Here is a 20,778-nt window from a genome sequence, read left to right on the forward strand (position 1 = left end):
CTCGGTCGTGGTCCGTCAGGGCCGCGACAATGATTTCCAGTTCCCCCGCCGCTGAATCAGTGGCCAGCGCTGATCCATGCACACGATCGTAGATCCGCGAAGTGCGGATATCTCCGGGTTGGAGATTTCACCTCCCGCGGGCGACCGCAGATCGAGTACTCCACTACGCGCGACGTCCCCACTCTCGGCGACCACGATGGAGTCGTCGGAGCAAGCGAACGGAAAACAGCCGAAGGAGCTGGTGATGACCACGACATCGTCGGAGCCGTTCTTCAGCTGGACGTCGAGACGGATCGACCTGAGCGCTGCAGCGGACGCGCGCACGGTGACACCGGAGCTCGACGAGTCACTGCGCTGCGGCTCCCGAAAGGCCCGATTGCTGGCCATTCGCGATTCGGAGAGCGAGACCGACTACGTGGCGTTGCTGGTGGGCGACGTCTCGGGACACAGCGACGTCACCGTCCGCGAGGTCGACGAGGAGCGTCTGCTGGTCGAGGCGAGCCGGCCGTCCACCGAACCCGAGATCCTGTTGGGCGTCGCCTCCGCCCCGGAGCCCGGGCATCCCGGCCCCCATCACGTCGACCGGGAGGTCTTCGTGGACGGACCCGTGCGGTCGCTGATCATCCGCAGCGGAGCGCGGTCGGTGGTGGTCGATTGGTGCCACGACGAACGCGTGCACTCGGCGTCGAGAGAACAGGCCGTGACGGCGGCGCCGCCGATGCGCACCGGACCCGGGACGAACCGGTTCCGTGTCGCGCGACCGATTGCGAGTCCGCGGGTGACCCGGTGGTGGCAGCGACTGCTGCCTCATCCGGAACCGACGAGTTCGCGTCGCACCCCGGCGGTCTGCGGCTGACCGATCAGAGCCCGGGGATGCGGGGCAGCTGCGGGAGCTGGATCTGCGGGGGCGGCGGCAGCGTCGGCATCTCGAACTGGGGGAGGCCGGGGACCATCGGGGCCGGCTCCGGTTCGAGTGACGGCACCGAGGTGTCGGCCGCCGCGTCGTCCTGTGCCCCGGTGGTGGGGATCTGCGTGGAGGTCTCCGCCGTCGTCGGTGGCCGGGAGGTGGTGCGGGTCTCGCTGCGATCGGTGACCGTCGACTGCTCGTCCGACACCGCCGGGACGGTTTCCGGCACGGTCGAAGCGTCCGTGGTGGTCGTGGACCGGGGCTCCGCTGCCGGTTGCGCCGGTGGCTCCTGCATCTCCTGCTGTGTGGCGGTCGGCTGCGGATCGCGACCGGAACTCTGGAGCAGGTCGATACCGAGGCCGATCGCCGCTGCGACGACGACGGCACCACCGGCGAGCAGGAGGCGTCGACGGTTCCGCGGCTGCGCGGGCGTCTCGGTCTCCTGCCGGATGTCGGCGGCAGCGAAGCTCTCGGTCGGCGCGTCCGGCGCGACCGGCTGCGGAGCGAACTGTGCCGTCTCGGTGAGCTCGAGCGGCGCCGCGAACTCCGCCGTCTCGGCGACCTTCGCGGTGTCCGGGCGGGCGAGGAGCGCCGCGCCTTCCGCCGCCACCAGTTCGGGCTGCGGGGGCACGATCACCGGAATATCGAGCCACGATTCCATCACGGCGGTGACCAGCGGAATGTTCGCTCCGCCCCCGATGAGCACCGCGGCGTCGGGAGTGCGTCCCGAACGGCGGATCACGTCGAGGGTGAGGCGGGCCGAGGCCTTCACAGGTCCGTCGATGAGCGAATCGAAGCTGTCCTGCGAGAGCAGCAGCAGACCACCCTCGCCGGGCATGCACACCGCATCCTTCGAGGACAGCTGCTCCTTCGCGTCGCGGCACCGGGCGGTGAGGGCCCGCTGTGCCGCCATGTCGGCCGGCTCGGCGAAACGCTGCAGGTCGACGTGGTGGTCGTAGATCAGGCGGTCGACGAGGTCGCCGCTGATCCCCTCCGAGCGTGCCGTGCTCAACGCGATGCGGGTACCCCGGTCGACAACCGTGACGGTGAGGCCCGAGCTGCCGAGGTCGTAGAACACGAGCGTCTCGTGATCGCCGAGCTCTCCTGTGGTTTCCAGCATTTCGAGCGCCGCGGTCACTTCCGGGACGAGCCGGAAGTTGTCGATGTCCAGGCGGCTCATCGCGCCCTGGACGAAATCGGCCTGCGTCTCGTTCTGGTAGGCGACGCCGATGGCGCGCACCTGCTCGATCTCGTCGGTCTCGGCGAGCATCGTCTCGATGGACTCCGCGGCCAGCTCGGCCGGCCGGTCGAGCAGGGCGGGCATCGAGCGGGATCCGAAGACGGGGCTGTCGAGGCTCCCGGTGTCACGTCGCGCAAAGCGCACCGCGCTGGCACCGACCGAGACACCGAGAACTGTAGTCATGCCGCCGACTATAACGGTTCGGTCACGGTCTGCACGCCGGAGGCGGGCGGTGCCCGGATGGCGGCGCGTCTCCGAACGGCAGCCGAGGACGTTCGTCGCGGCCTCTCGCATGTTCACCGTCGGCGGCGAAATCCTTGCTGTACAGTCGGCTTCGCGATCGCGGGCAGGATTCTCCGGACGTCCCGATCCCCACCGGTTCTCGAGGAGGTTCGGCGGATGAGCGAGCAGAGAGTGCGGATCGAGATCGACGAGTTCGGTGTCGCAACCGTGACCTTGGACCGCGCCGAGAAGCACAACGCGCTCGACCCGGCGATGTTCGATGCGATCGTCGATGCCACCGAGCAGCTCGCGATCGACCGCACGGTACGCGCCGTCGTGCTCCACGGCGCCGGCAAGAGCTTCTGCTCCGGCCTCGACATCACCGGTCTCGGTAACCGCGACGGCAGTGGCCCGCGGGATCTGCTCGCCCGCGCAGACGGCCACATCGCCAACCATGCCCAACGCGTGGCCTACGGTTGGTCCCGCGTCCCGGCCCCGGTGATCGCCGCGATCACCGGCAACTGCTTCGGCGGCGGCCTGCAGATCGCGCTCGGCGCCGACATCCGCTTCGCGACGCCCGACGCGCGGCTGTCGATCATGGAGGTCAAGTGGGGCCTCGTCCCCGACATGGGGATCACCCAGAGCCTGCCGCGACTCGTGGGCCTCGATGTGGCGAAGGAACTCACCTTCACGGGGCGCATCCTCACGGGCACCGAGGCCGACGCACTCGGTCTCGTCACCCATGTCTCGAACGACCCGCTTGCCGCGGCGCAGGAACTGGCCCACGAGATCGCCGGCAAGTCGCCGCACGCCGTGCAGGCGGCCAAGCGCCTGTACGAGGAGACGTGGACCGGCTCCGATCCGGAGTCCGCGCTGATGCTCGAGAGCACGCTGCAGGTCGAGCTGATGGGGTCGCCCAATCAGATCGAGGCGGTCACGGCGGGGAGAGCCAAGCGTGCTCCCGCCTTCGCCGATCCCGACTGACCGGGCTCAGATCTCCACGGCGGTACCGCAGATCCCGCACTGCTCCAACTGTCGGCGGCCCCACCGCGCGACCGGCACGAAGAACAGCGTGAACTGCTTGGACTCCCGGATCCGAAGCCACTGCGTGGTGTTGTGGCAGCGCGGACACGTCCGGTTCTGCCCTGGACCGAGGTTCTGTCGCTTGGTGCCGAAGCCGAAGAGAAGGAACATCGTCCGAGCATAGAGCGACGACGCGTGGTCCTTCAGTGCATGACGGGAAGGATCGTCGGGTCGGCGCGACCCGACGCCGCCTCGACGAAGATGAGCGGATCGGGTACCGCGGCGAGGATGTCGCGCGTCCGTTCGAGTGCCATCGACTCCGGCGGTGGTCCTCCGACCGCATCGGCCACGTCGAGCCAGTGGATCGTGGTCTCCAGGATCGCTACGTCGATGAAGGCGCCGAGCGCGACCGAGTCCAGAAAGGGATGCGGGATGACGGTGGCACGATTCAATCCCGTGAGTCGCTCGAAGGCGGCGGGAAACTCGGATACGAAGCGCGTCGCCATGGTCGCGCGATCGGCATCGACCGCCAGTTGCCGGACCATCTCGGCCATCTGCCCGTGCCGCAATTCGGCCACGGTCGGATCGGCATTGAAGACCCGGAGCATTTCGGCCGCGCTGGTGACCTTCGCGGCACCGTCCGCTGTGGGGGTGGCGAGCATGTCGATCATCACGGACGGAGTGATGTGCACGTAGAGGTCGCGAACCGTCCAACCGGGTAGTCGGGTGTCGGTCGTCCACTGCTGGTCGGACAGGTCGGCGGCGCGTGAGCCCCACATGCGCCACAGACGGATCATCAGCGCCCGGTCCCGTTCGAAATCCGCCACTGCCACCCCTCGGTCGACGTGCTGCGGTTCCGATGGTATCGCCCATCCGTGCTCTTCGCCGTACGTTCGCCACCGGAAAACGACGGTCGATCCGCTACCGCCGCTTCCGTTTGCTTCGCGGAGCTTCCTGCCGCTTCTCCGACACATCGTCGAGAAATCCCAGCACCTTCTCGGCAGCGGAGTCCAGGGCGCTGTGGGTCTTGTGCTCGGCGGCGCTCTCCACGGCCTTGCCGCCGATATCACCGACGATCTCGGGCACACCCTTCGGCTGGGTCTGTGAGATCTCCAGCCTGTCGACGGCCTGCGCGAACCGCAGGTAGGTGTCCACGCTGGCGACCACGATGCGGGCATCGATGGTCACGATCTCGATGCCGACGAGGGACACCCGCACGAACGCGTCGATCACGAGACCCTTGTCGAGAATGGTGTCGATGACGTCTGCCAGCCCGGACGAATTCGGTCGGGCCATCGTTCCGCCGCCACTCCGGCCGCCGGCGGGTTCGGTCGATGTCATGGTGCTGCTCCTCGTGCGTGAACGGAATTGGCGCACAGCGATTCCGGACCACACGAATGGATCCGGGCGAGGAGGACGAAGTCTCCGGGCGACGCGGGCGTCACTTCTCCATCATGACGCCTTCTCGGCGGCGCGACCAGGACCGCGAAGGCATCGTGGTTGCAGGAGAATGGGCTGCCGGTGGGAGCTCTGCTGGTCGCGGTGACCGTGATCGCCGTGCTCGTCGTCACCGACTGGTCAGCCCCTGTCGACGACCCGACCGCCGTCCACCGTGCAAGAGCAGCGACGCGACGGATCAGGCGGGGGAGAGCCGCACCCGTAGGCCACGGGGCTTCAACGTGATTGCCTCGTGGACGTCGAGTTCGTAGCCGGGTTCCGGAGCGAAGTCGTACCGCCGGATCAGCGATGCGAGCGTGAGCACCGCTTCGTGCAGCGCGAACTGCCGACCGATGCACGCGCGGATGCCGGTGCCCCACGGTTTGAAGATGTGCGCCGGACGCTTCCGCACGGCCTCGGGTTCGAACCGGTTCGGGTCGAACCGCTCGGGGTCGTCGCCCCACAGCGGGTCGCGGTGCAGCTGTGGCAGCAGCACGAACACCCACGAACCTTTCGGCAGGACACGACCCCCGAGGGTGGTCTCACCGCGCACCTTGCGGAAATAGCCCGGGGCGGCCGGCCACAATCGCAGCGTCTCGTCCACCACTCGCCGCACATACCGCAGCTTGGCGACCTGCTCATACCCGATCCGGCCGTCGGTACCGACGACCTGGGCGATCTCGGCCCGCGCCTTCGCCACCACCTCGGGATGTCGGCTCAGGAAGTGGACCGCGAACCCCAGAGTGGCCGCGGTGGTCTCGTTGCCCGCGACCAGGAAGGTCAGCACCTGATTGCGGATCGATTCGCGATCGAGCTGCTCACCGGTGTCGGGATCGGCGGTGTGCATCATCAGGTCCAGCAGATCGCCGTGCTGCTCACCGGAGCGCATCCGCTCCTCTACGATGCGATCGACCGTCTCCTGCATCAGCGCGATGTCGCGTTCGTGCTGCTCACGGGCGCTGCGGCCGAACAGGGCGCGCAGGATCGGGATGTCGTTCGACGAGCGGTTGATGTACTCGAGCGCCCGGCTCATCGCCGCGATGAACGGATCCGGTTCGGTGCGGCCGAACGAGTCGAAGTCGTAGCTGAAGCCGCACCGGCCGATGACGTCGAAGGTGAGCGACGTCATGCTCTTCGGCACGTCCACATACTCGCCGCCGGCCGCGGCGGCGTCCCAGCTGTCGACCAGCCGGTCGACGACCGTGAGCATCGAGTCGTGATAGCCGCGCATCGCGGCCTGGCCGAATCCCGGGCCGAGGATGTTGTGGGCCTTGCTCCAGTTCGGTTCGGAGTTGAACGCGGTGAACAGCCCGTCGCCGGCGATGACACGAAGCTTGCGCAGCGGCTTGCCGAGGAACTTCGCCCACTTCTCCTCGTCGTTGACCTCGCGCACCAGCTCGGCGCCGGAGACCACGATCAATCGGTGCCGGAGGATCTTGCGTTCGAAGATTCCACCTAGTTCCTGAGCCATCTGCATCTCACGCTGAACCGGTTTGGCCACATCGATACTGAGCAGATCACCCACCAGCGGAAGTCTCCATCGCGGCTGTGGAATCGGCTGTGCGCCGGTCGTCCTGGTGATGCTCGTCGTAGTCGGTGACCCCATCCTGCGAGTGTGCATCAGCCCCGACGGGACGATTCGGGCGGCCTCATCGCGACGCCCGGGTCGATCAGAACAATCGCGGAGTCGCGTGCGACCCGTCCCGGGCTTCACAGATACGGGCGTGCCAACGGTCGACGAGCCACATCTCGACCATCTCCGGACGCGTGGCGATCAACGAGGCCCACATGTTGAGAAGTTCGACGTACCGGTGATAGCGCCGCAGCGTGAAGTCGGCGACCGACGGATCCTCGAGCCACCCTTCGTGGATGAGCGTCGACACCGCGTGCTGATCGAGAAGTTGTGCCGGGCCCGCCTCGGTCCGCACCTCGACCGCCCACAGATAGGTCGCCAGGAGCGGTACGCCGACGCCGGGAGTGTCCGGCCATCCGGACCAGGTCTGCCGCGCGGTGTCGGGCAGCGACTTGGTCTTCGCGCAGTAGTCGAGGACTCCCTTGATCTTGGTGAACCGGTCCCGGTCCTTCGGGGCGTGTGCGTCGCGGACGTCCGGAAAACGTCGGGCGCCGCGTCGTCGCGGATGCGCGCTGCGCCAGGCCGCGCACAGGAACAACAGCCCCAGGCCGGCGTGGTCGGCTTCGATCAGTTCACTGTCCGATCGGAGGTCGTTGCGTTGGACGATCGCGTCGCCGTCGTCGATGATCCGTCCGTCGAGATTCCGTCCCCGGAGGCGGATCTCGTGCCCGGCGCGTTCGAGGTGGCTGTTCCACCATTTCAGGTCGACGGTGACGCCCTCGTCGAGCACCTGCAGGTCGAACGAGCGCGCCCGACACCACTCGGAGCATGCTTGCGGAGGCTCGAACCCCTGGTCGTACGGATGCATTCTGTGGACATTGCCACGAGTGACCGGCGATTCCGGGGCAGGACACGCGCTGACTGTCGACATGTTGCCGTGTCGTCACACGAGGTGAGCGCTCGTCGGATCCGGTGCTGACGGATCACCCGAGCCGGAACGGGAGGAGGGCATGGCGACGGGCAACGAGGGTCATTTCAGGTCGATCCCCACCCTCTCGGCCATCACCCTGATCATGTGCTGCACGCCTATCTCGTTGCGCCCGATGAGCATGTGCTCATGTTGGCCGCGGCGCACTCCTTCGCCGCACTGGGGGAGCATCGCGAAGTCCTCATCCCTTACGGCAGCATGAACCTGCGCGAAAATGCCGGCGTACAGCTCCACCTGCTCCGGACTCTCCGCGGGGTACTTCGCCATCCAACTGTGCCGCACGACGCAGGTGGTGGCCGACCTGCCGGGCAAGATGTCGATGACCTCCACCCCCACAGGACTGTTGGCCAGAATCAGGTTGGGATAGACCCAATAGATGATGCCCATGTGCGCGATCGGGTCATCCCAGGTGTCGTCCTGCTCCTTGCCCTCGAGGTCCCGAACCCAATTGAACGGGAAGCCGATCCGGTGATGCGGACCGAACTCGTCGTACACATGGGTATTCGCGATGGTGTTCTGTCCGATGACGCTGTCCCCGTGAACGAACGGAAAATGATAGCCCTCGGCGAATGCTTCGAGTGCACCCTTCCAGCTGACGTCCGCTTCCAGGTGTCGCTCGTCGTGATACTGAAAATTCCGGTAGTCCCACCGTGCAAGCTCGTTGCCGAATTCACCCAGATGAGAGTCCAGATCCAGTGGTACATCAGCGTCGAGGACACCCCAGACGAACCCGTGACGCTCCTCGCTGGGTAGTTCCACGAGGCCGTAGTCGTTCCGATCGATGTCGTCGAACCCCGCCTTGCCGGGGACTCCCCGAAGTCTTCCCTTGTTGTCGTAGACCCATGCGTGGTACGGACACGTGAACCGGCGACTGTTCCCGGCCCCGCACGCCGGCATTGCTCCGCGGTGGCGGCAGTAGTTCAAGAAGACATGAGCCTGCCCGTCATGGTCACGGGTGATCAGCAACGAGTCGTCGAGCACCGTGCGCACCACGTAGTCGTCGTTGTTCGGGATCTGCGCCGACGCCGACAACGGCAGAGGTGTCTCCCTCAGGAGTCGAGTGCGTTCGAACTCCGCAAACTTGTCGTCTCGGTAGTACGCCAGCGGCACGCGGAGTGTTGCCTCGGCCATGTCCGTGGTGTCGGACAGCGCCAGATTCAGGGCCCTTCGGGTGAGTTCGGCCCCGTAGGGGCTGGTGGTCGGGGTCAAGCCCCGATAGGTGGTGTAGGACGGTGATCCTTTCTCCTGTCCTGACTATGCAGCAGGAATCGCGGCGGCAGGCTCTGTAACCACCTCCCCGCAGGACTCCGGCTCCGCACCAACGGCACGACAACGAGCCAGCACCTCGAGCCCGAGATACCGCCGACCCTCCGCCCATTCATCGGTCTGCTCAGCCAGAACAGCACCGACCAGCCTGACGACCGCGTCGCGGTTCGGGAAGATCCCCACCGCATCGGTCCGACGCCGGATTTCTCGATTGAGCCGCTCGGCCGGATTGTTCGACCACACCTGAGTCCACACATCCTTCGGAAAAGCACTGAACGACAACAGATCCGGGCGAGCATTACCCAGGTGCTCAGCCACCGCCGGGAGCCGGTCCTCGGTGTACTCGACGAGACGATCGAACTGAGCATCGACCGCATCGGCCGTCGGTTGGTCGTAGACCGAATGCAACATCGCCTTGACCGCCGGCCACATGCTCTTCGGACACACACCCATCAGGTTCGCCGCGTAGTGGGTCCGGCACCGCTGCCACGCAGCACCGGGCAGGTTCGCCGCGATCGCATCGACCAGACCACGGTGCGCATCGGAGGTGACCAACCGGACCCCGCTCAGACCGCGGGCGACCAGGTCGGCGAAGAAGGTGTTCCATGCCGGACCGGTCTCGCTGGTGGCCACGTGCAGGCCCAGCACTTCGCGGTGCCCGTCGGCGTTGACTCCGGTGGCGACCATCGCGACTGCATTCACGACCTGCTTGTTCTCGCGGACTTTCATCGTCAATGCGTCGGCGGCGACGAACGTGAACGGGCCCGCGTGATCGAGGCGGCGTTGCCGGAATGCGGCAACCTGCTCGTCGAGGTCCTCGGCCATGCGTGAGACCTGGGATTTCGACAGTGCGTTGATGCCGAGGGTTTTGACCAGCTTGTCCATCCGGCGGGTGGAGACCCCGGCCAGGTAGCAGTCGGCGACCACGGTGATCAATGCCGCCTCGGCGCGTTTACGGCGTTCGAGGAGCCATTCGGGGAAATACGTTCCGGATCGGAGTTTGGGGACGGCGACGTCGATGGTGCCGACGCGGGTGTCGAGGGGACGGTGCCGGTATCCGTTGCGCTGATTGACTCGTTCGGTGGACTGTCGGCCCCATTCGGCGCCGCAGACCGCGTCGGCCTCGGCGGACAGCAGGGCGTTGATCATGGTTTGCAGCAGTTCGCGCATCAGATCGGGCGACGCGTCGGTCAGGGCTTGGTGCAATACGCCTGCAGGGTCGACAATGTGGGGTGCGGTCATCGTGATGACTCCGTTCGAGGATTCTGTGGAAGGTTGACTCGAAGGATCACGCGGTGACCGTTTCACGTCCAGCAGCGACACGCTGCCGGTTGTGTTGCTGGTCACCGGGTTACACCACTCTATGGGGCACTACTGTGGTCGGTGCTGGGGTCGGATTCTCGACGGTGGCCATGCCAGGTCCTTTCGCTACCGATGTCAGCAAGGGTGACAGTACATGAAACGTGTTCTATGTCCAGCCGTATTGTCCGGTACGTCCCGGCCGAACGAGCACTGTCGCATTCGGCACGGGACAATGAGTGGGTGCGTACCCATGGATGGGCCGGTTTGATGCCCCCTGCCGATGACAACGAAGCGTCGAAACGCATCATCATCGCTGCCGGAGAGCTCATGGATTCGGGCGCGACCGACGTGAACATCCGTCAGGTTGCGCAGAAACTCGGCATCGCTCGCCAGACCGTCTACAGGTACTTTCCGAACAGTCAGGCCCTCTTGGCCGCGACGGCGCAACACGCCACCGACGAGTTCCTCGGCGACCTGGCGCGTTCTCTCGAAGGTCTCACCGAGCCGTCACACGCGATCGTCGAAGCGATCGCTCTGACCTTCGAGCGTCTACGCAAGCATCGCCGCTTCGGTCTGCTGTTCGCCCGGCCCGAGAACGCGAAGTTCACCGCCGAAGTGACCGCCGCCCGGTCCATCGCCATAGGACGCGTGATCGTGGATCACCTCGCCATCGATTGGGCAGCACACGGATGGACGGACGCCGACATGAACGAACTGGTCGAGATCATGCTCCGGTTCGTTCAATCGCTCCTCGTCGACCCTGGTGATCCTCTCCGTTCCCCGGCCGAGCTGCGCGCGTTTCTGCATCGTTGGGTCGGAACCGCCATCGAGGCGAAGGCCTTGCCGTCTGGAACGCGGCCCCCGTCGGGTACGCATTGTTCGCGCTGATCACCGAGAAGGAATCCGACCTCGCCACGGCAGCAGCGATGCTCGAGCCACAGCACTGACCATGTTTACGGTGATTGCGCCGCGCGAGCCAGAGCGACTGTTGCTGCGCGCAATTCGTCGGCGGAGTCGAGCGGCGACAGATAGCCGGCGCGCGTCATGGCTCGCCCACGCGGCGTGGTGACATCGAGGTCGAGGCCGTATCGGTCGGCTCCGACACAGGTTGCCGCTGTCGCATCCGGGAACCCGCCGAGCTTCCGGGCCATCGCCAGCAGTGCGTCGGCGTGATCGTCGTTGAGATGCGCGATCGCACGAGCCGCCGACGGGGTCACAGGATCCGGCAACGCTTCGGCATAGTCCTCGGCGGTGGCCGAATCCATCCGTCCGTACCCACCGACCCAGCGCACGCGCTGAACCCGAAGAACCCAGAGCGTGAAGTCGCTGAAATCGATGTACACGCGGGCCGCGGGGACAGCGGCCAGGTGTGCTTCGCGCGCGGCGGCCAATTCCTCACCTTCGGGACGCTCGACGTACCCGGCGAGAGTGATGCGGGTGCCGGCGAGCGGGTCGGACTGCGGGTCGGGCGCGACGATCGCGATGCTCGCGCGTGGGTCGCGCGCAAGATTGCGGCCGTGCTCTGCCATGTGCGACACGCACAACACCGGTGAGCCGCCGACCAGTCCGTACGTCACGAAGGAGGCCCAAGGGTCTCCTTCCTTCGTGAGGGTCGCGAGAGTGCCGGTGTTCGTCGACGCCGCGACCGTCCGCGCTTCCTCGGCGGCAGTAGGTCGGGTCGCGTTGACGATCTCCGCCAACGGCGGCGGCACGGTGGGAGCGTCGCCGGGGTCTCCGTGATCCGAGTTCGTCATTCACGAGACGCTACCGACACGCCGGCTTCCGAGCGAGCCGTCATGGATGGGCATGATGGGCCGCGGCGGAGCGGCAAGCAGAGGACGGGTTCATCGAGTGCACGAGTTGTCCTGCAGCAGTGTCGTGTAGGCGGTAGCGTCCGTGCGCATGAAGCGCTCCGTGCAGGGTGTACTCGCGGCGACGGCATGTGCAGCAGCGGTGGCGGTGCCCGGGTGGGCGTACGCCACCCCGAGCGAGGGCATCTCAGGGGTGACATGGGTGGACATCGAGGTGCCACCGGGACTGCTGCCGGTCGTACCGGACGGTGTGCACGCCGTGGCCCGGGAGATCACCATCGAACCGGGTGGTAGCACCGGTTGGCACTATCACGATGGTCCCGTGCTCGGCATCGTGCGGGCCGGCACATTGACGCATCCCGAAGGAGACTGCGAGCCTGTCGTGTTCGAGACCGGTGATTTCATCAACGAACCGTCGGGTCGGGACCACCTGCACGTGGGCCGGAATCTCGGCGCGGAGCCGGTGATCCTCGACGTGGTGTACCTCGTGCCGATCGGGTCGCCGCTGTTCGAGGATGTTCCGGCGCCCGCCTGCGATTGATGTCGGAGCAGTGGCGGGCTCCTGGCGGTAACCGCTCGAGTCGAGTCGTCGGCGAGAAATGTGAAGTTTTTCATCGGGACGCAGGCGTGCGGCTCCCTCTCGGGTCCGCGGTCGTCTCCCCGCAGAGCGACGATCGACGAATCTCGACGGAACGATCGTCCCCGCCGACAGCATCTGCGGGCGTCGGCGTTCGACCGCGATCGGACGGCCGAGGGATCGAAGTCCGGTTCGACAACGGGATCGCTTGTGACAGCAGTCTTTCCACTGCTTGCGAAGACTACTTTCCTGACGGCGATGCGGTGCGCTGATCGCACCCGTGTCACGACAGGTCGAGGGGCCATCGAATCGGTGGCGCGCCGGACTGCGGCGTTGTCGGTCGCGAGCGGACACGAGGTCGACGGTCGGGCGCCCGCCGGGCCGTCGAAGCCTGTCGGCGGAGTTCGAGTTACCGGCGAGTAAATATCGTTCTCGTGTTCTCGCACGTAGCCTGATACCCGATGCAATCCCGCACGCGGAGCATTTCGTGAGGCGGACCGAACCGACGTAGGGAGTCGAGACAAGAATGAGCGCCGACAAGCAGTCGACCATTATCTATACGTTGACCGACGAGGCGCCGTTGCTTGCGACCTACGCCTTCCTGCCGATCGTGCGTACCTTCGCTGGGGCCGCGGGTATCGAGGTCGAGACCAGCGACATCTCGGTGCCTGCGCGGATCCTGGCCGAGTTCCCCGAGCACCTCACGGAAGAGCAGCGCGTCCCGGACAACCTGGCCGAGCTGGGTCGTCTGACGCAACTGCCCGAGACCAACATCATCAAACTGCCCAACATCAGTGCGTCCGTGCCGCAGCTCCTGGCTGCCATCAAGGAACTGCAGAGCAAGGGCTACCAGGTCCCGGATTTCCCGGACGCCCCGAAGACGGACGAAGAGCGTGCCATCCGGGAGCGCTACGGCAAGATTCTCGGCAGTGCGGTCAACCCTGTCCTGCGTGAGGGCAACTCCGATCGGCGCGCACCCCGGGCGGTGAAGGAGTACGCCCGTAAGCACCCGCACAGCATGGGCGAGTGGTCGATGGCCTCACGCAGCCACGTCGCGCACATGCGGCACGGCGACTTCTACCACGGCGAGAAGTCGATGACGCTGGACCGGGCGCGCAAGGTCCGGATGGAGCTGGTGACCAAGAGTGGCGAGACGATCGTCCTCAAGCCCGAGGTGGACCTGGGTGAGGGCGACATCATGGACAGCATGTTCATGAGCAAGAAGGCGTTGCTCGAGTTCTACGAGGAGCAGATGGAGGATGCGCGCAAGACGGGCGTGATGTTCTCCCTCCACGTCAAGGCGACGATGATGAAGGTCTCGCACCCCATCGTCTTCGGCCATGCGGTGAAGACCTTCTACAAGGACGCCTTCGCCAAGCATCAGAAGCTGTTCGACGAACTGGGCGTCAACGTCAACAACGGTCTCGGCGACCTGTACGACAAGATCGAGCCGCTCCCCAGCACGCAGCGCGACGAAATCAAGCAGGACCTGCACAACTGCCATGAGCACCGTCCCGAATTGGCCATGGTCGATTCCGCCCGCGGCATCTCCAACTTCCATTCCCCCAGCGATGTCATCGTGGATGCCTCGATGCCCGCAATGATTCGCTCGGGCGGCAAGATGTACGGCGCCGACGGACGACCCAAGGACGTCAAGGCGGTCATGCCGGAGTCCACTTTCGCGCGCATCTACCAGGAGATCATCAACTTCTGTAAGACCAACGGCGCGTTCGACCCGACGACCATGGGTACCGTTCCCAACGTCGGTCTCATGGCGCAGAAGGCCGAGGAGTACGGCTCGCACGACAAGACCTTCGAAGTTCCGGAGGAGGGCGAGGCCAACTTCGTCGATGTCGAGACCGGTGAGGTGCTGCTCACCCAGCACGTCGAGGCGGGTGACATCTGGCGCATGTGCACCGTCAAGGACGCGCCGATCCGCGACTGGGTCAAGCTCGCGGTCACCCGGGCACGCAACTCCGGTATGCCGGTCCTGTTCTGGCTCGACCCGTACCGCCCCCACGAGAACGAGTTGATCAAGAAGGTCGAACTGTACCTGCAGGATCATGACACCGAGGGCCTCGACATCCACATCATGTCGCAGGTGCGCTCGATGCGGTACACGCTGGAGCGGCTGATCCGCGGGATGGACACCATCGCCGCGACCGGCAACATCCTGCGCGACTACCTCACCGACCTGTTCCCCATCCTCGAACTCGGTACGAGCGCCAAGATGCTGTCGATCGTGCCGCTGATGGCGGGCGGTGGCCTCTACGAGACGGGTGCCGGCGGGTCGGCGCCCAAGCACGTCAAGCAGTTGGTGGAGGAGAACCACCTGCGCTGGGATTCGCTCGGTGAGTTCCTGGCGTTGGCCGTAAGCCTGGAGGATCTCGGCATCAAGACCGGCAACGAGCGCGCCAAGATCGTGGCGAACGCGCTCGATGCAGCGACCGGCAAGCTGCTGGAGACGAACAAGAGCCCGTCGCGCAAGGCCGGCGAGCTCGACAACCGGGGCAGCCAGTTCTACCTCGCGATGTACTGGGCACAGGAACTTGCCGCGCAGACCGAGGATCCGGAACTCGCAGAACAGTTCGCCCCGCTGGCCGAGGCGCTGGCCAGGGACGAGGACACGATCGTGCGGGAGCTGAACGAAGTGCAGGGCGCGCCGGTCGACATCGGCGGCTACTACCGGCCGGACAGGGACAAGACGGTGGCCGTGATGCGGCCGAGTCGGACCTTGACCACCGCGCTGACGGCAGTCGACCCTGAGGCCGGAAACGCACCGTGACAGGTAGACCTGCATCCGTGTAGACAAGCCGCCGCTCCTCGACCGGTGTGACCGCGCGGGTCGTCGAGCAGTCCCGAGAATGCACGGGCAGAGGGAGGTCGACCGGCCCTCGAACGGAGGGCCGGTCGACCTCCTCGCGTAGTACACCTCGGCCCGGTTCTCGTGTTCCGGTCTACGGGACCGTTCCGCTGCGGTCGGCGGAGGAATCCGGTGTCGAGTCGAGCCGGTCGATCGTGTCGAGCGCCTCGTCCAGCCAGGTCAGCCAGGTCTCTTCGAGGAGGATGCCGAGGCGGAGCACGAGATGCTGCAGGGTGCTCCGCGCGTCGCCCCGGGCCTCGGCGAAGTCGCGTTGCTCGATGGCGCGATATTGCTCGAGCATCGCCGCGCGGTATGCGCGTTGATGTTCCAACGCGGGACGCGCGGAGTCGGGATCGTCGAGCGCCGCGGCCGCGCGCAAGCGCACGGAGACACCGGAGCGCACTACGTCCGGATCCTCGATCTCGGAGATCCAGCCGCGCAGCAGTCGGCGACCATCGGGTGTGATGGTGAAACGTCGGGGCTGACCGCGACCGGGTTTTCCGTCCGTCGGGACTTCGCGGATCAGGTCGCCCGCCCGCATCCGGTCCAGTTCGCGGTAGATCTGCTGGTGGGTCGCGGGCCAGAAGTACCCGATCGACCGGTCGAAGCGCCGCGCCAGTTCCAGACCGGTGCTGTCGCGCTCGACCAGTGCGGTGAGGATGGCGAACCTGAGAGACACCGCGTCAGCCTAGGTCACGCTATCCGGCGTCGATCATGGCGACTCGGCGTCGTTCGAGGGACGTCCACGCCTGCTCGTATTCGTCGCGAAGTCGTTGGACGAGCTCGCGGGCGGGGACGACGGACTCGATCGCGCCGAGGCCCTGGCCGGCGCCCCAGATGTCGCGCCAAGCCTTGGCGTCGGTGTTGCCACCGGACCCGAAGTTCATGGCGGACGGATCGGACTCGGGGAGGTCGTCGGGGTCGAGTCCGGCGGCGACGATGCTTCCCCGCAGGTAGTTGCCGTGCACGCCGGTGAACAGGTTGCTGTAGACGATGTCCTTGGCGGTGCTGTCGACGATCATGTTCTTGTAGTCGTCGGCGCTGCGGGCCTCCTCGGTGGCGAGGAAGGCCGTGCCGGCGTATGCGAGGTCGGCGCCGGCGGCCTGGGCAGCGAGGATCGAGCGGCCGTGGGCGATGGATCCGGACAGCAGCAGGGGGCCGTCGAACCACCGGCGGATCTCTTGGATCAATGCGAACGGTGACTGCGTCCCGGCGTGGCCGCCTGCGCCCGCGGCGACGGCGACGATGCCGTCCGCGCCCTTGTCGATCGCCTTGTGCGCGAACTCGTTCGAGATCACGTCGTGGAGGACGATGCCGCCGTAGGAGTGAACAGCCTCGTTGACCTCCTCGCGGGCACCGAGCGAGGTGATCACAATGGGGACCCGATGCTCGACGATCACCTCGAGGTCCTGCTCGAGGTGATCGTTGGAGCGGTGCACGATCTGGTTGACGGCGAACGGCGCGACGTACTCCTCGGGGTGGCGCGCCGCGTAGTCGGCGTTGCTCTCGGTGATCTGCTGCAGCCAGTCGACGAGCATCGACTGGGGACGGGCGTTGAGTGCCGGGAACGACCCGACGACTCCGGCCTGGCACTGGGCGGACACCAGTTCCGGCCCTGACGCGATGAACATCGGGGAAGCGACCAGGGGCACGCTCAGCGGGCCGGACAGGATCGGTGGCAGCGTCATGATGTGTTCCTTCTTCGTCTCCGGACGGTCCCTCTGCCGCCAGACTATGTGCAACAAGGTGCAAAAAACAATGGGTCGACGTCACCTAGCCTGGAACAGAGGATTTTCGGGGATCACAGCTGTGTGCACCCAGTGGCACTACGGGCGTCAGCGGGTGATCTCGCGCAGTGTGCAACGAGCGGCACCACTCAGTGCGTATTGAGCGTGATCGCTCAGTGCGCGGACCCGATCGTCGGCGTGCACGGGGCGTCCTCGCCGTGGCCGAGGCGCTGACCGGACCGGCTCAGCAGCACCGCGAGCATGCACCGGTGGATGTTCTCCGCTTGCTGCTGTGCCGCGGACGTGCCCAGCAGGACCCCGAGATCCGGCACCAGGTTGATCGCGGCGTACATGAGGAAGCGGGCATCCGCGGCGGACAGACCGTCGCAGATCGCCTGCAGGTAGGACGACCACTGCTCCACATTGGCGCGCTGACGCAGCCGCAGATCGGCGCGCGAGGCGTCCATAACGTTGACGAGCTCGGCGAAGTACACCGACATCAGTTCCCGCTGGGAGAACGACAGGTCGACGTAGATCGAGACCAGCGATCGCAACGCGTCCTCCGGATCGGACGCTGCGGCCGTCCCGGCGGCCACGGCTGTCTCGAGTCGGTCGGCCGCTCGGTGGAAGGCCGCAGCGAGGATGTCGGACTTCGACACGAAATAACGGTAGATCCCGGAGGCGGGGAGGCCGACCGTGGCAGCGATGTCCTCGACCGCGACCTCGTTGTAGCCCCGTTGGTGGAACAGCCCGACCGCCGAGCGCAGCAGGTTTTCCCGCATGTTGTCCTGGCCCGGGCGATCCGCGGCGGCGACTCGCTCGGGCGCGGCGGGAGGGGGGGAGAAGCGGGTCTCGGCGAGCGCGGTGCACGCATCGAGCAGTAGTTGTTCCATGTACCGCGGAGGCAGCGTCAGATTGTGCACGGTGATGCTGCCGATGGTGCTGAGCATGGCCGCGACAAGCACGAACGCGTCCTCGTCGGACAGATCCGGCCGGATCTGCTGCAGTGGGCGACGGATGCGGGCATTGACCGCCCAGGAGCGTTCGCGGATGGCGGGGCGGTCCTCCTTCCGGAGATATCTGCGCTCCCATCGGTAGATCCCGGCCGACCGACGCTGCTCGACCGTCACCGCGATGATCGCGGACATCTGGGCACGGAGGGTCTCCCGTGGATCGCGCGCGGGGTCGTCGGGCACGGAATCGAGGGCGCCCTCGAGCGAATCGATCAGCATGAGCGCCGAATTCAGGAACAGGGCGTACTTGCCCGGAAAGTGCCGGTAGAGCGCGGACTTCGTGACACCGACCTCCGTCGCGATGTCCTCGACGCTCACACCGTGGTAGCCGCGCTCGGCGAAGGCGACGGCAGCTGCGGCGGCGATTCGTGCACGACGATCCTTCGGGCGGGTTCGTCGTCCGGTGTCGGGGGACGTCTTGCCGACCACGCGTGTTCGCCTCACTGATTCTGGATGTCGTTCGCGGAGGATCGGTGTCGCTCCGTCGGGGAAATTCTCGACCCGTTCTGCGAGCAGCGTACACACCGGCGGGGCATCGATCCATCCGAGCGGCCGGTTCCTTGTTGCCATCGGGGCCGTCCGAACGATGTCCGCGCGACGTCGATCGGGTCTTCGGAGACCTTCGGAATGACCGTTCACAAATTTCGGATGTTCCTGATAACCTCCCCGGCGGTCGTGCCGGCGGACCGGTTCGATCGATCCTGATCCGGCCCGGGCCGGGACCGTCGTTCTCCACTCGTTCTTCCATCCATCGAGGAGGGCTCTGCCATGCTTGCCATCGCCCGCAGGATCCTGTCCTACGAGATGACCGTCGCCGAGTTCATCGGACTCGTCATCCTCGTCGCAATCCCGTACGGCCTGGTCGGGGTGATCTGGACCCTCACCCACACCTCACATCTCGGTGCCATGGACGGGGTGGATCCGGTGATCTCGTTCCTCGGATCGATCGTGTGCTGGCCGGTCCTCATCTTCTCCGACGTGTGCATGACGTGAACGTCGGAATGGTTGTTCACTTAGCTCTTGTCCGGCACAGGACTGGCGTGGCACACTTCACGCGCTCGGACCGTGACGCGCTCCGCCACCGGCCGGACAGTTCCACTCGGCGCCGACGGGCGGTTTCCGGCGCCGACATCCAGGGGGGGTTCGATGAAGGGAACCGGTAGATGACCTACGAGTTGCCGAACTCGCGTGGTCCCATCAGGGACGTCGCGACGGAAGGTGGCTATCTCATCGGCTTCGCCGTCCAATCGCTCGTGGTCCTCGCGGCCGCGGTGTTCAGACGGCGACTTTCGTTGCACGAGACGGTCACTCAGACACTCTTCATCGGGAGGGTCTGTACCGGGCCGTCTCTGCTGCTCATGGTCCCGGTGGGGGTGTTCATCGCGGTGTCCGTCGGCGAACTCGCCGGCCGCATCGGAGCCGGCGGCTACTCGGGTGCCGTCGTCGCGTTCATCATCGTCGGACAGGCCTCGGCCCTGGTCTGCGCGCTCATGCTCGCCGGCGTCGCCGGCTCCGCCATCTGCACCGATCTCGGGTCCCGCAAGATCCGCGAGGAGATCGACGCGATGGAGGTGATGGGTCTCGACATCCTCGAGCGCCTCGTCGCCCCCCGGCTCGTCGGAGCGGTCATCGTCTCGTTGGCGCTGTGCTCGATGGTCACGGTCGGTGGTGTCGCGGCATGCTGGCTCTACCACATCTACGTGCAGCATCTGCCCGCCGGCACGTTCATGGCGACCTTCGCCGAGTACGGCCGACCGGCCGATTTCGTCATGGCCCTCGTGAAGTCCGCGGTGTTCGGCCTGCTCGCGGCGCTGGTCGCCACGTTCAAGGGGTTGCACACCAAGGGCGGCCCGCGCGGGGTGGCCGACGCGGTGAACGAAGCCGTCGTCATCGCCTTCGCGCTCGTCTTCATCGTCAACACCGCTCTGTCGGCGCTGTACACGGTGATCGTCCCGGCAGTGGGTGAGTTCCGACGAGCACCGATGTCCGATTGCAGGCCACCCGGCTGGCGCAGCCGATCCGGCAGACCGGCGACAATCTCGCGACGCTCGGGATGCACGTCACCTTCTACTGCCGCACCATTGCGTCGATCCCGTACGCGCTCACCCGATTCCGCAAGCACGTCATCGCGCAGATCAGCGAGGTCAGCTTCGGTACCCAGTCACTGCTCTCCGGTGGTGGCACGATCGGCATCGTCTTCGCGATGTCGCTCGCCGCGGCCATGATGCTCGGCGTCGAGACCCAGCGCGGCCTCGAACTCGTCGGGATGACCACGATGTCGGGCATGCTCTCCGCGGTGGCCAACACCCGCGAGCTGGCGCCGGTCGTCGTCGCCATCGCCCTGTCGGCGAAGGTGGGCGTCGGCTTCACCGCCCAGATCGGGGCCATGCGCATCTCCGACGAGATCGACGCGCTCGACTCGATGGCCATCAAGTCGATCCCGTTCCTGGCCGCCACCCGCACCATCGCCGCGATGGTGTGTGTCATCCCGATCTACATGATCGGACTGCTGGCCAGCTACCTGTCCACCCGACTGGTCGTGGTGGTGTTCAACGGCGCGTCCGCCGGCACCTACGACTACTTCTTCCACCTCGTGCTCACCCCGCAGGACCTGCTGTATTCGGGCATCAAGGCCATGGCCTTCGCGATGGTGGTCAGCCTGGTGCACTGCGCCTACGGCTACTACGCCTCGGGTGGTCCCGCAGGCGTCGGTGCCGCCGCGGGCAGGGCGCTGCGCACGGCGATCCTGTCCATCGGTGTGCTCGACGTGCTGCTGACCTTCGCGCTGTGGGGACTGGTTCCCGAAATTCCTGGTATGGGGGTGTGATT

Annotated in this window: 19 protein-coding genes and 1 pseudogene; 8 read left to right on the forward strand and 12 right to left on the reverse strand. The window is 66.2% G+C overall.

From position 1 onward, the window contains the following. The first annotated feature begins 244 nt into the window (after nucleotides 1-244). Nucleotides 245-856 carry a hypothetical protein gene (locus tag AC0LPE_RS11500; protein WP_229568111.1) on the forward strand — a complete coding sequence of 204 codons (612 nt, stop codon included), beginning with the start codon at nucleotides 245-247 and terminating at the stop codon, nucleotides 854-856. 4 nt (nucleotides 857-860) lie between these two features. Here AC0LPE_RS11500 and AC0LPE_RS11505 read toward each other — a convergent pair whose 3' ends face one another. Next, nucleotides 861-2,330: a DUF7159 family protein gene (locus AC0LPE_RS11505; protein WP_490606243.1), complete on the reverse strand. Its 1,470-nt coding sequence runs from the start codon at nucleotides 2,328-2,330 to the stop codon at nucleotides 861-863. Nucleotides 2,331-2,546: 216 nt separating this feature from the next. On the opposite strand from AC0LPE_RS11505, the gene AC0LPE_RS11510 reads away from it, so the two are divergent. Beyond that, nucleotides 2,547-3,353, forward strand: coding sequence for a crotonase/enoyl-CoA hydratase family protein (locus tag AC0LPE_RS11510; protein ID WP_490606244.1), 807 nt, complete (start codon nucleotides 2,547-2,549; stop codon nucleotides 3,351-3,353). Nucleotides 3,354-3,359: 6 nt separating this feature from the next. Here AC0LPE_RS11510 and AC0LPE_RS11515 read toward each other — a convergent pair whose 3' ends face one another. The 7 genes from AC0LPE_RS11515 to AC0LPE_RS11545 form a co-directional block, all read right to left on the reverse strand. Continuing rightward, a complete protein-coding gene (locus tag AC0LPE_RS11515) occupies nucleotides 3,360-3,563 on the reverse strand; it encodes a zinc-ribbon domain-containing protein (RefSeq protein WP_016694796.1) in 204 nt (67 codons plus the stop codon). A 32-nt stretch (nucleotides 3,564-3,595) separates the two neighbouring features. Next, entirely contained in the window at nucleotides 3,596-4,219 is a 624-nt protein-coding gene (locus tag AC0LPE_RS11520; protein ID WP_490606245.1) for a maleylpyruvate isomerase N-terminal domain-containing protein, read from the reverse strand. Between the two features lie 94 nt (nucleotides 4,220-4,313). Next, a complete protein-coding gene (gene gvpJ / locus AC0LPE_RS11525; RefSeq protein WP_016934320.1) occupies nucleotides 4,314-4,688 on the reverse strand; it encodes a gas vesicle protein GvpJ in 375 nt (124 codons plus the stop codon). Between the two features lie 340 nt (nucleotides 4,689-5,028). After that, nucleotides 5,029-6,384, reverse strand: a complete 1,356-nt coding sequence (locus tag AC0LPE_RS11530; RefSeq protein ID WP_490606344.1) for a cytochrome P450 — start codon at nucleotides 6,382-6,384, stop codon at nucleotides 5,029-5,031. Between the two features lie 115 nt (nucleotides 6,385-6,499). Further along, entirely contained in the window at nucleotides 6,500-7,270 is a 771-nt protein-coding gene (locus AC0LPE_RS11535; protein ID WP_490606246.1) for an 8-oxoguanine DNA glycosylase OGG fold protein, read from the reverse strand. Nucleotides 7,271-7,432: 162 nt separating this feature from the next. Then, nucleotides 7,433-8,599 carry an aromatic ring-hydroxylating oxygenase subunit alpha gene (locus tag AC0LPE_RS11540; RefSeq protein WP_490606247.1) on the reverse strand — a complete coding sequence of 389 codons (1,167 nt, stop codon included), beginning with the start codon at nucleotides 8,597-8,599 and terminating at the stop codon, nucleotides 7,433-7,435. Between the two features lie 45 nt (nucleotides 8,600-8,644). After that, nucleotides 8,645-9,898 (reverse strand): IS256 family transposase, encoded by a 1,254-nt coding sequence (locus tag AC0LPE_RS11545; RefSeq protein ID WP_490604568.1) that lies wholly within the window; start codon nucleotides 9,896-9,898, stop codon nucleotides 8,645-8,647. A 192-nt stretch (nucleotides 9,899-10,090) separates the two neighbouring features. Here AC0LPE_RS11545 and AC0LPE_RS11550 point away from each other — a divergent pair, with 192 nt between their 5' ends. Beyond that, complete coding sequence (locus AC0LPE_RS11550) at nucleotides 10,091-10,846, forward strand: TetR/AcrR family transcriptional regulator (RefSeq protein ID WP_088898606.1); 756 nt, start codon at nucleotides 10,091-10,093, stop codon at nucleotides 10,844-10,846. Between the two features lie 65 nt (nucleotides 10,847-10,911). Here AC0LPE_RS11550 and AC0LPE_RS11555 read toward each other — a convergent pair whose 3' ends face one another. Then, nucleotides 10,912-11,712 carry a HugZ family pyridoxamine 5'-phosphate oxidase gene (locus tag AC0LPE_RS11555; protein ID WP_016694803.1) on the reverse strand — a complete coding sequence of 267 codons (801 nt, stop codon included), beginning with the start codon at nucleotides 11,710-11,712 and terminating at the stop codon, nucleotides 10,912-10,914. Between the two features lie 148 nt (nucleotides 11,713-11,860). Between AC0LPE_RS11555 and AC0LPE_RS11560 the strand changes: the two genes are divergently transcribed. Together AC0LPE_RS11560 and AC0LPE_RS11565 are read left to right on the forward strand one after the other, a co-directional pair. After that, on the forward strand, nucleotides 11,861-12,310 hold the full coding sequence (locus tag AC0LPE_RS11560; protein WP_490606248.1) for a cupin domain-containing protein: 450 nt from the start codon (nucleotides 11,861-11,863) through the stop codon (nucleotides 12,308-12,310). A gap of 562 nt (nucleotides 12,311-12,872) precedes the next feature. After that, nucleotides 12,873-15,131 carry an NADP-dependent isocitrate dehydrogenase gene (locus tag AC0LPE_RS11565; RefSeq protein ID WP_490606249.1) on the forward strand — a complete coding sequence of 753 codons (2,259 nt, stop codon included), beginning with the start codon at nucleotides 12,873-12,875 and terminating at the stop codon, nucleotides 15,129-15,131. Between the two features lie 172 nt (nucleotides 15,132-15,303). Here the strand turns inward: AC0LPE_RS11565 and AC0LPE_RS11570 are convergent, their stop codons facing one another. The 3 genes from AC0LPE_RS11570 to AC0LPE_RS11580 form a co-directional block, all read right to left on the reverse strand. Next, nucleotides 15,304-15,888, reverse strand: coding sequence for a PadR family transcriptional regulator (locus AC0LPE_RS11570; protein WP_423660883.1), 585 nt, complete (start codon nucleotides 15,886-15,888; stop codon nucleotides 15,304-15,306). 19 nt (nucleotides 15,889-15,907) lie between these two features. Continuing rightward, nucleotides 15,908-16,897: an NAD(P)H-dependent flavin oxidoreductase gene (locus tag AC0LPE_RS11575; protein WP_490606250.1), complete on the reverse strand. Its 990-nt coding sequence runs from the start codon at nucleotides 16,895-16,897 to the stop codon at nucleotides 15,908-15,910. Nucleotides 16,898-17,109: 212 nt separating this feature from the next. After that, on the reverse strand, nucleotides 17,110-18,393 hold the full coding sequence (locus AC0LPE_RS11580) for a TetR/AcrR family transcriptional regulator (RefSeq protein ID WP_490606251.1): 1,284 nt from the start codon (nucleotides 18,391-18,393) through the stop codon (nucleotides 17,110-17,112). Nucleotides 18,394-18,717: 324 nt separating this feature from the next. Here AC0LPE_RS11580 and AC0LPE_RS11585 point away from each other — a divergent pair, with 324 nt between their 5' ends. The 3 genes and pseudogenes from AC0LPE_RS11585 to AC0LPE_RS11595 all read left to right on the forward strand — a co-directional run bounded on the left by AC0LPE_RS11585 (nucleotide 18,718) and on the right by AC0LPE_RS11595 (nucleotide 20,776). Next, entirely contained in the window at nucleotides 18,718-18,942 is a 225-nt protein-coding gene (locus tag AC0LPE_RS11585) for a hypothetical protein (RefSeq protein ID WP_490606252.1), read from the forward strand. A 170-nt stretch (nucleotides 18,943-19,112) separates the two neighbouring features. Continuing rightward, nucleotides 19,113-19,919 (forward strand): annotated as a pseudogene (locus tag AC0LPE_RS11590) (MlaE family ABC transporter permease); the annotation flags it as partial. A 20-nt stretch (nucleotides 19,920-19,939) separates the two neighbouring features. Further along, nucleotides 19,940-20,776, forward strand: a complete 837-nt coding sequence (locus tag AC0LPE_RS11595) for an MlaE family ABC transporter permease (protein WP_490606253.1) — start codon at nucleotides 19,940-19,942, stop codon at nucleotides 20,774-20,776. The last annotated feature ends 2 nt before the right edge of the window (nucleotides 20,777-20,778 follow it).

It is taken from the genome of Rhodococcus sp. S3, assembly GCF_058211795.1.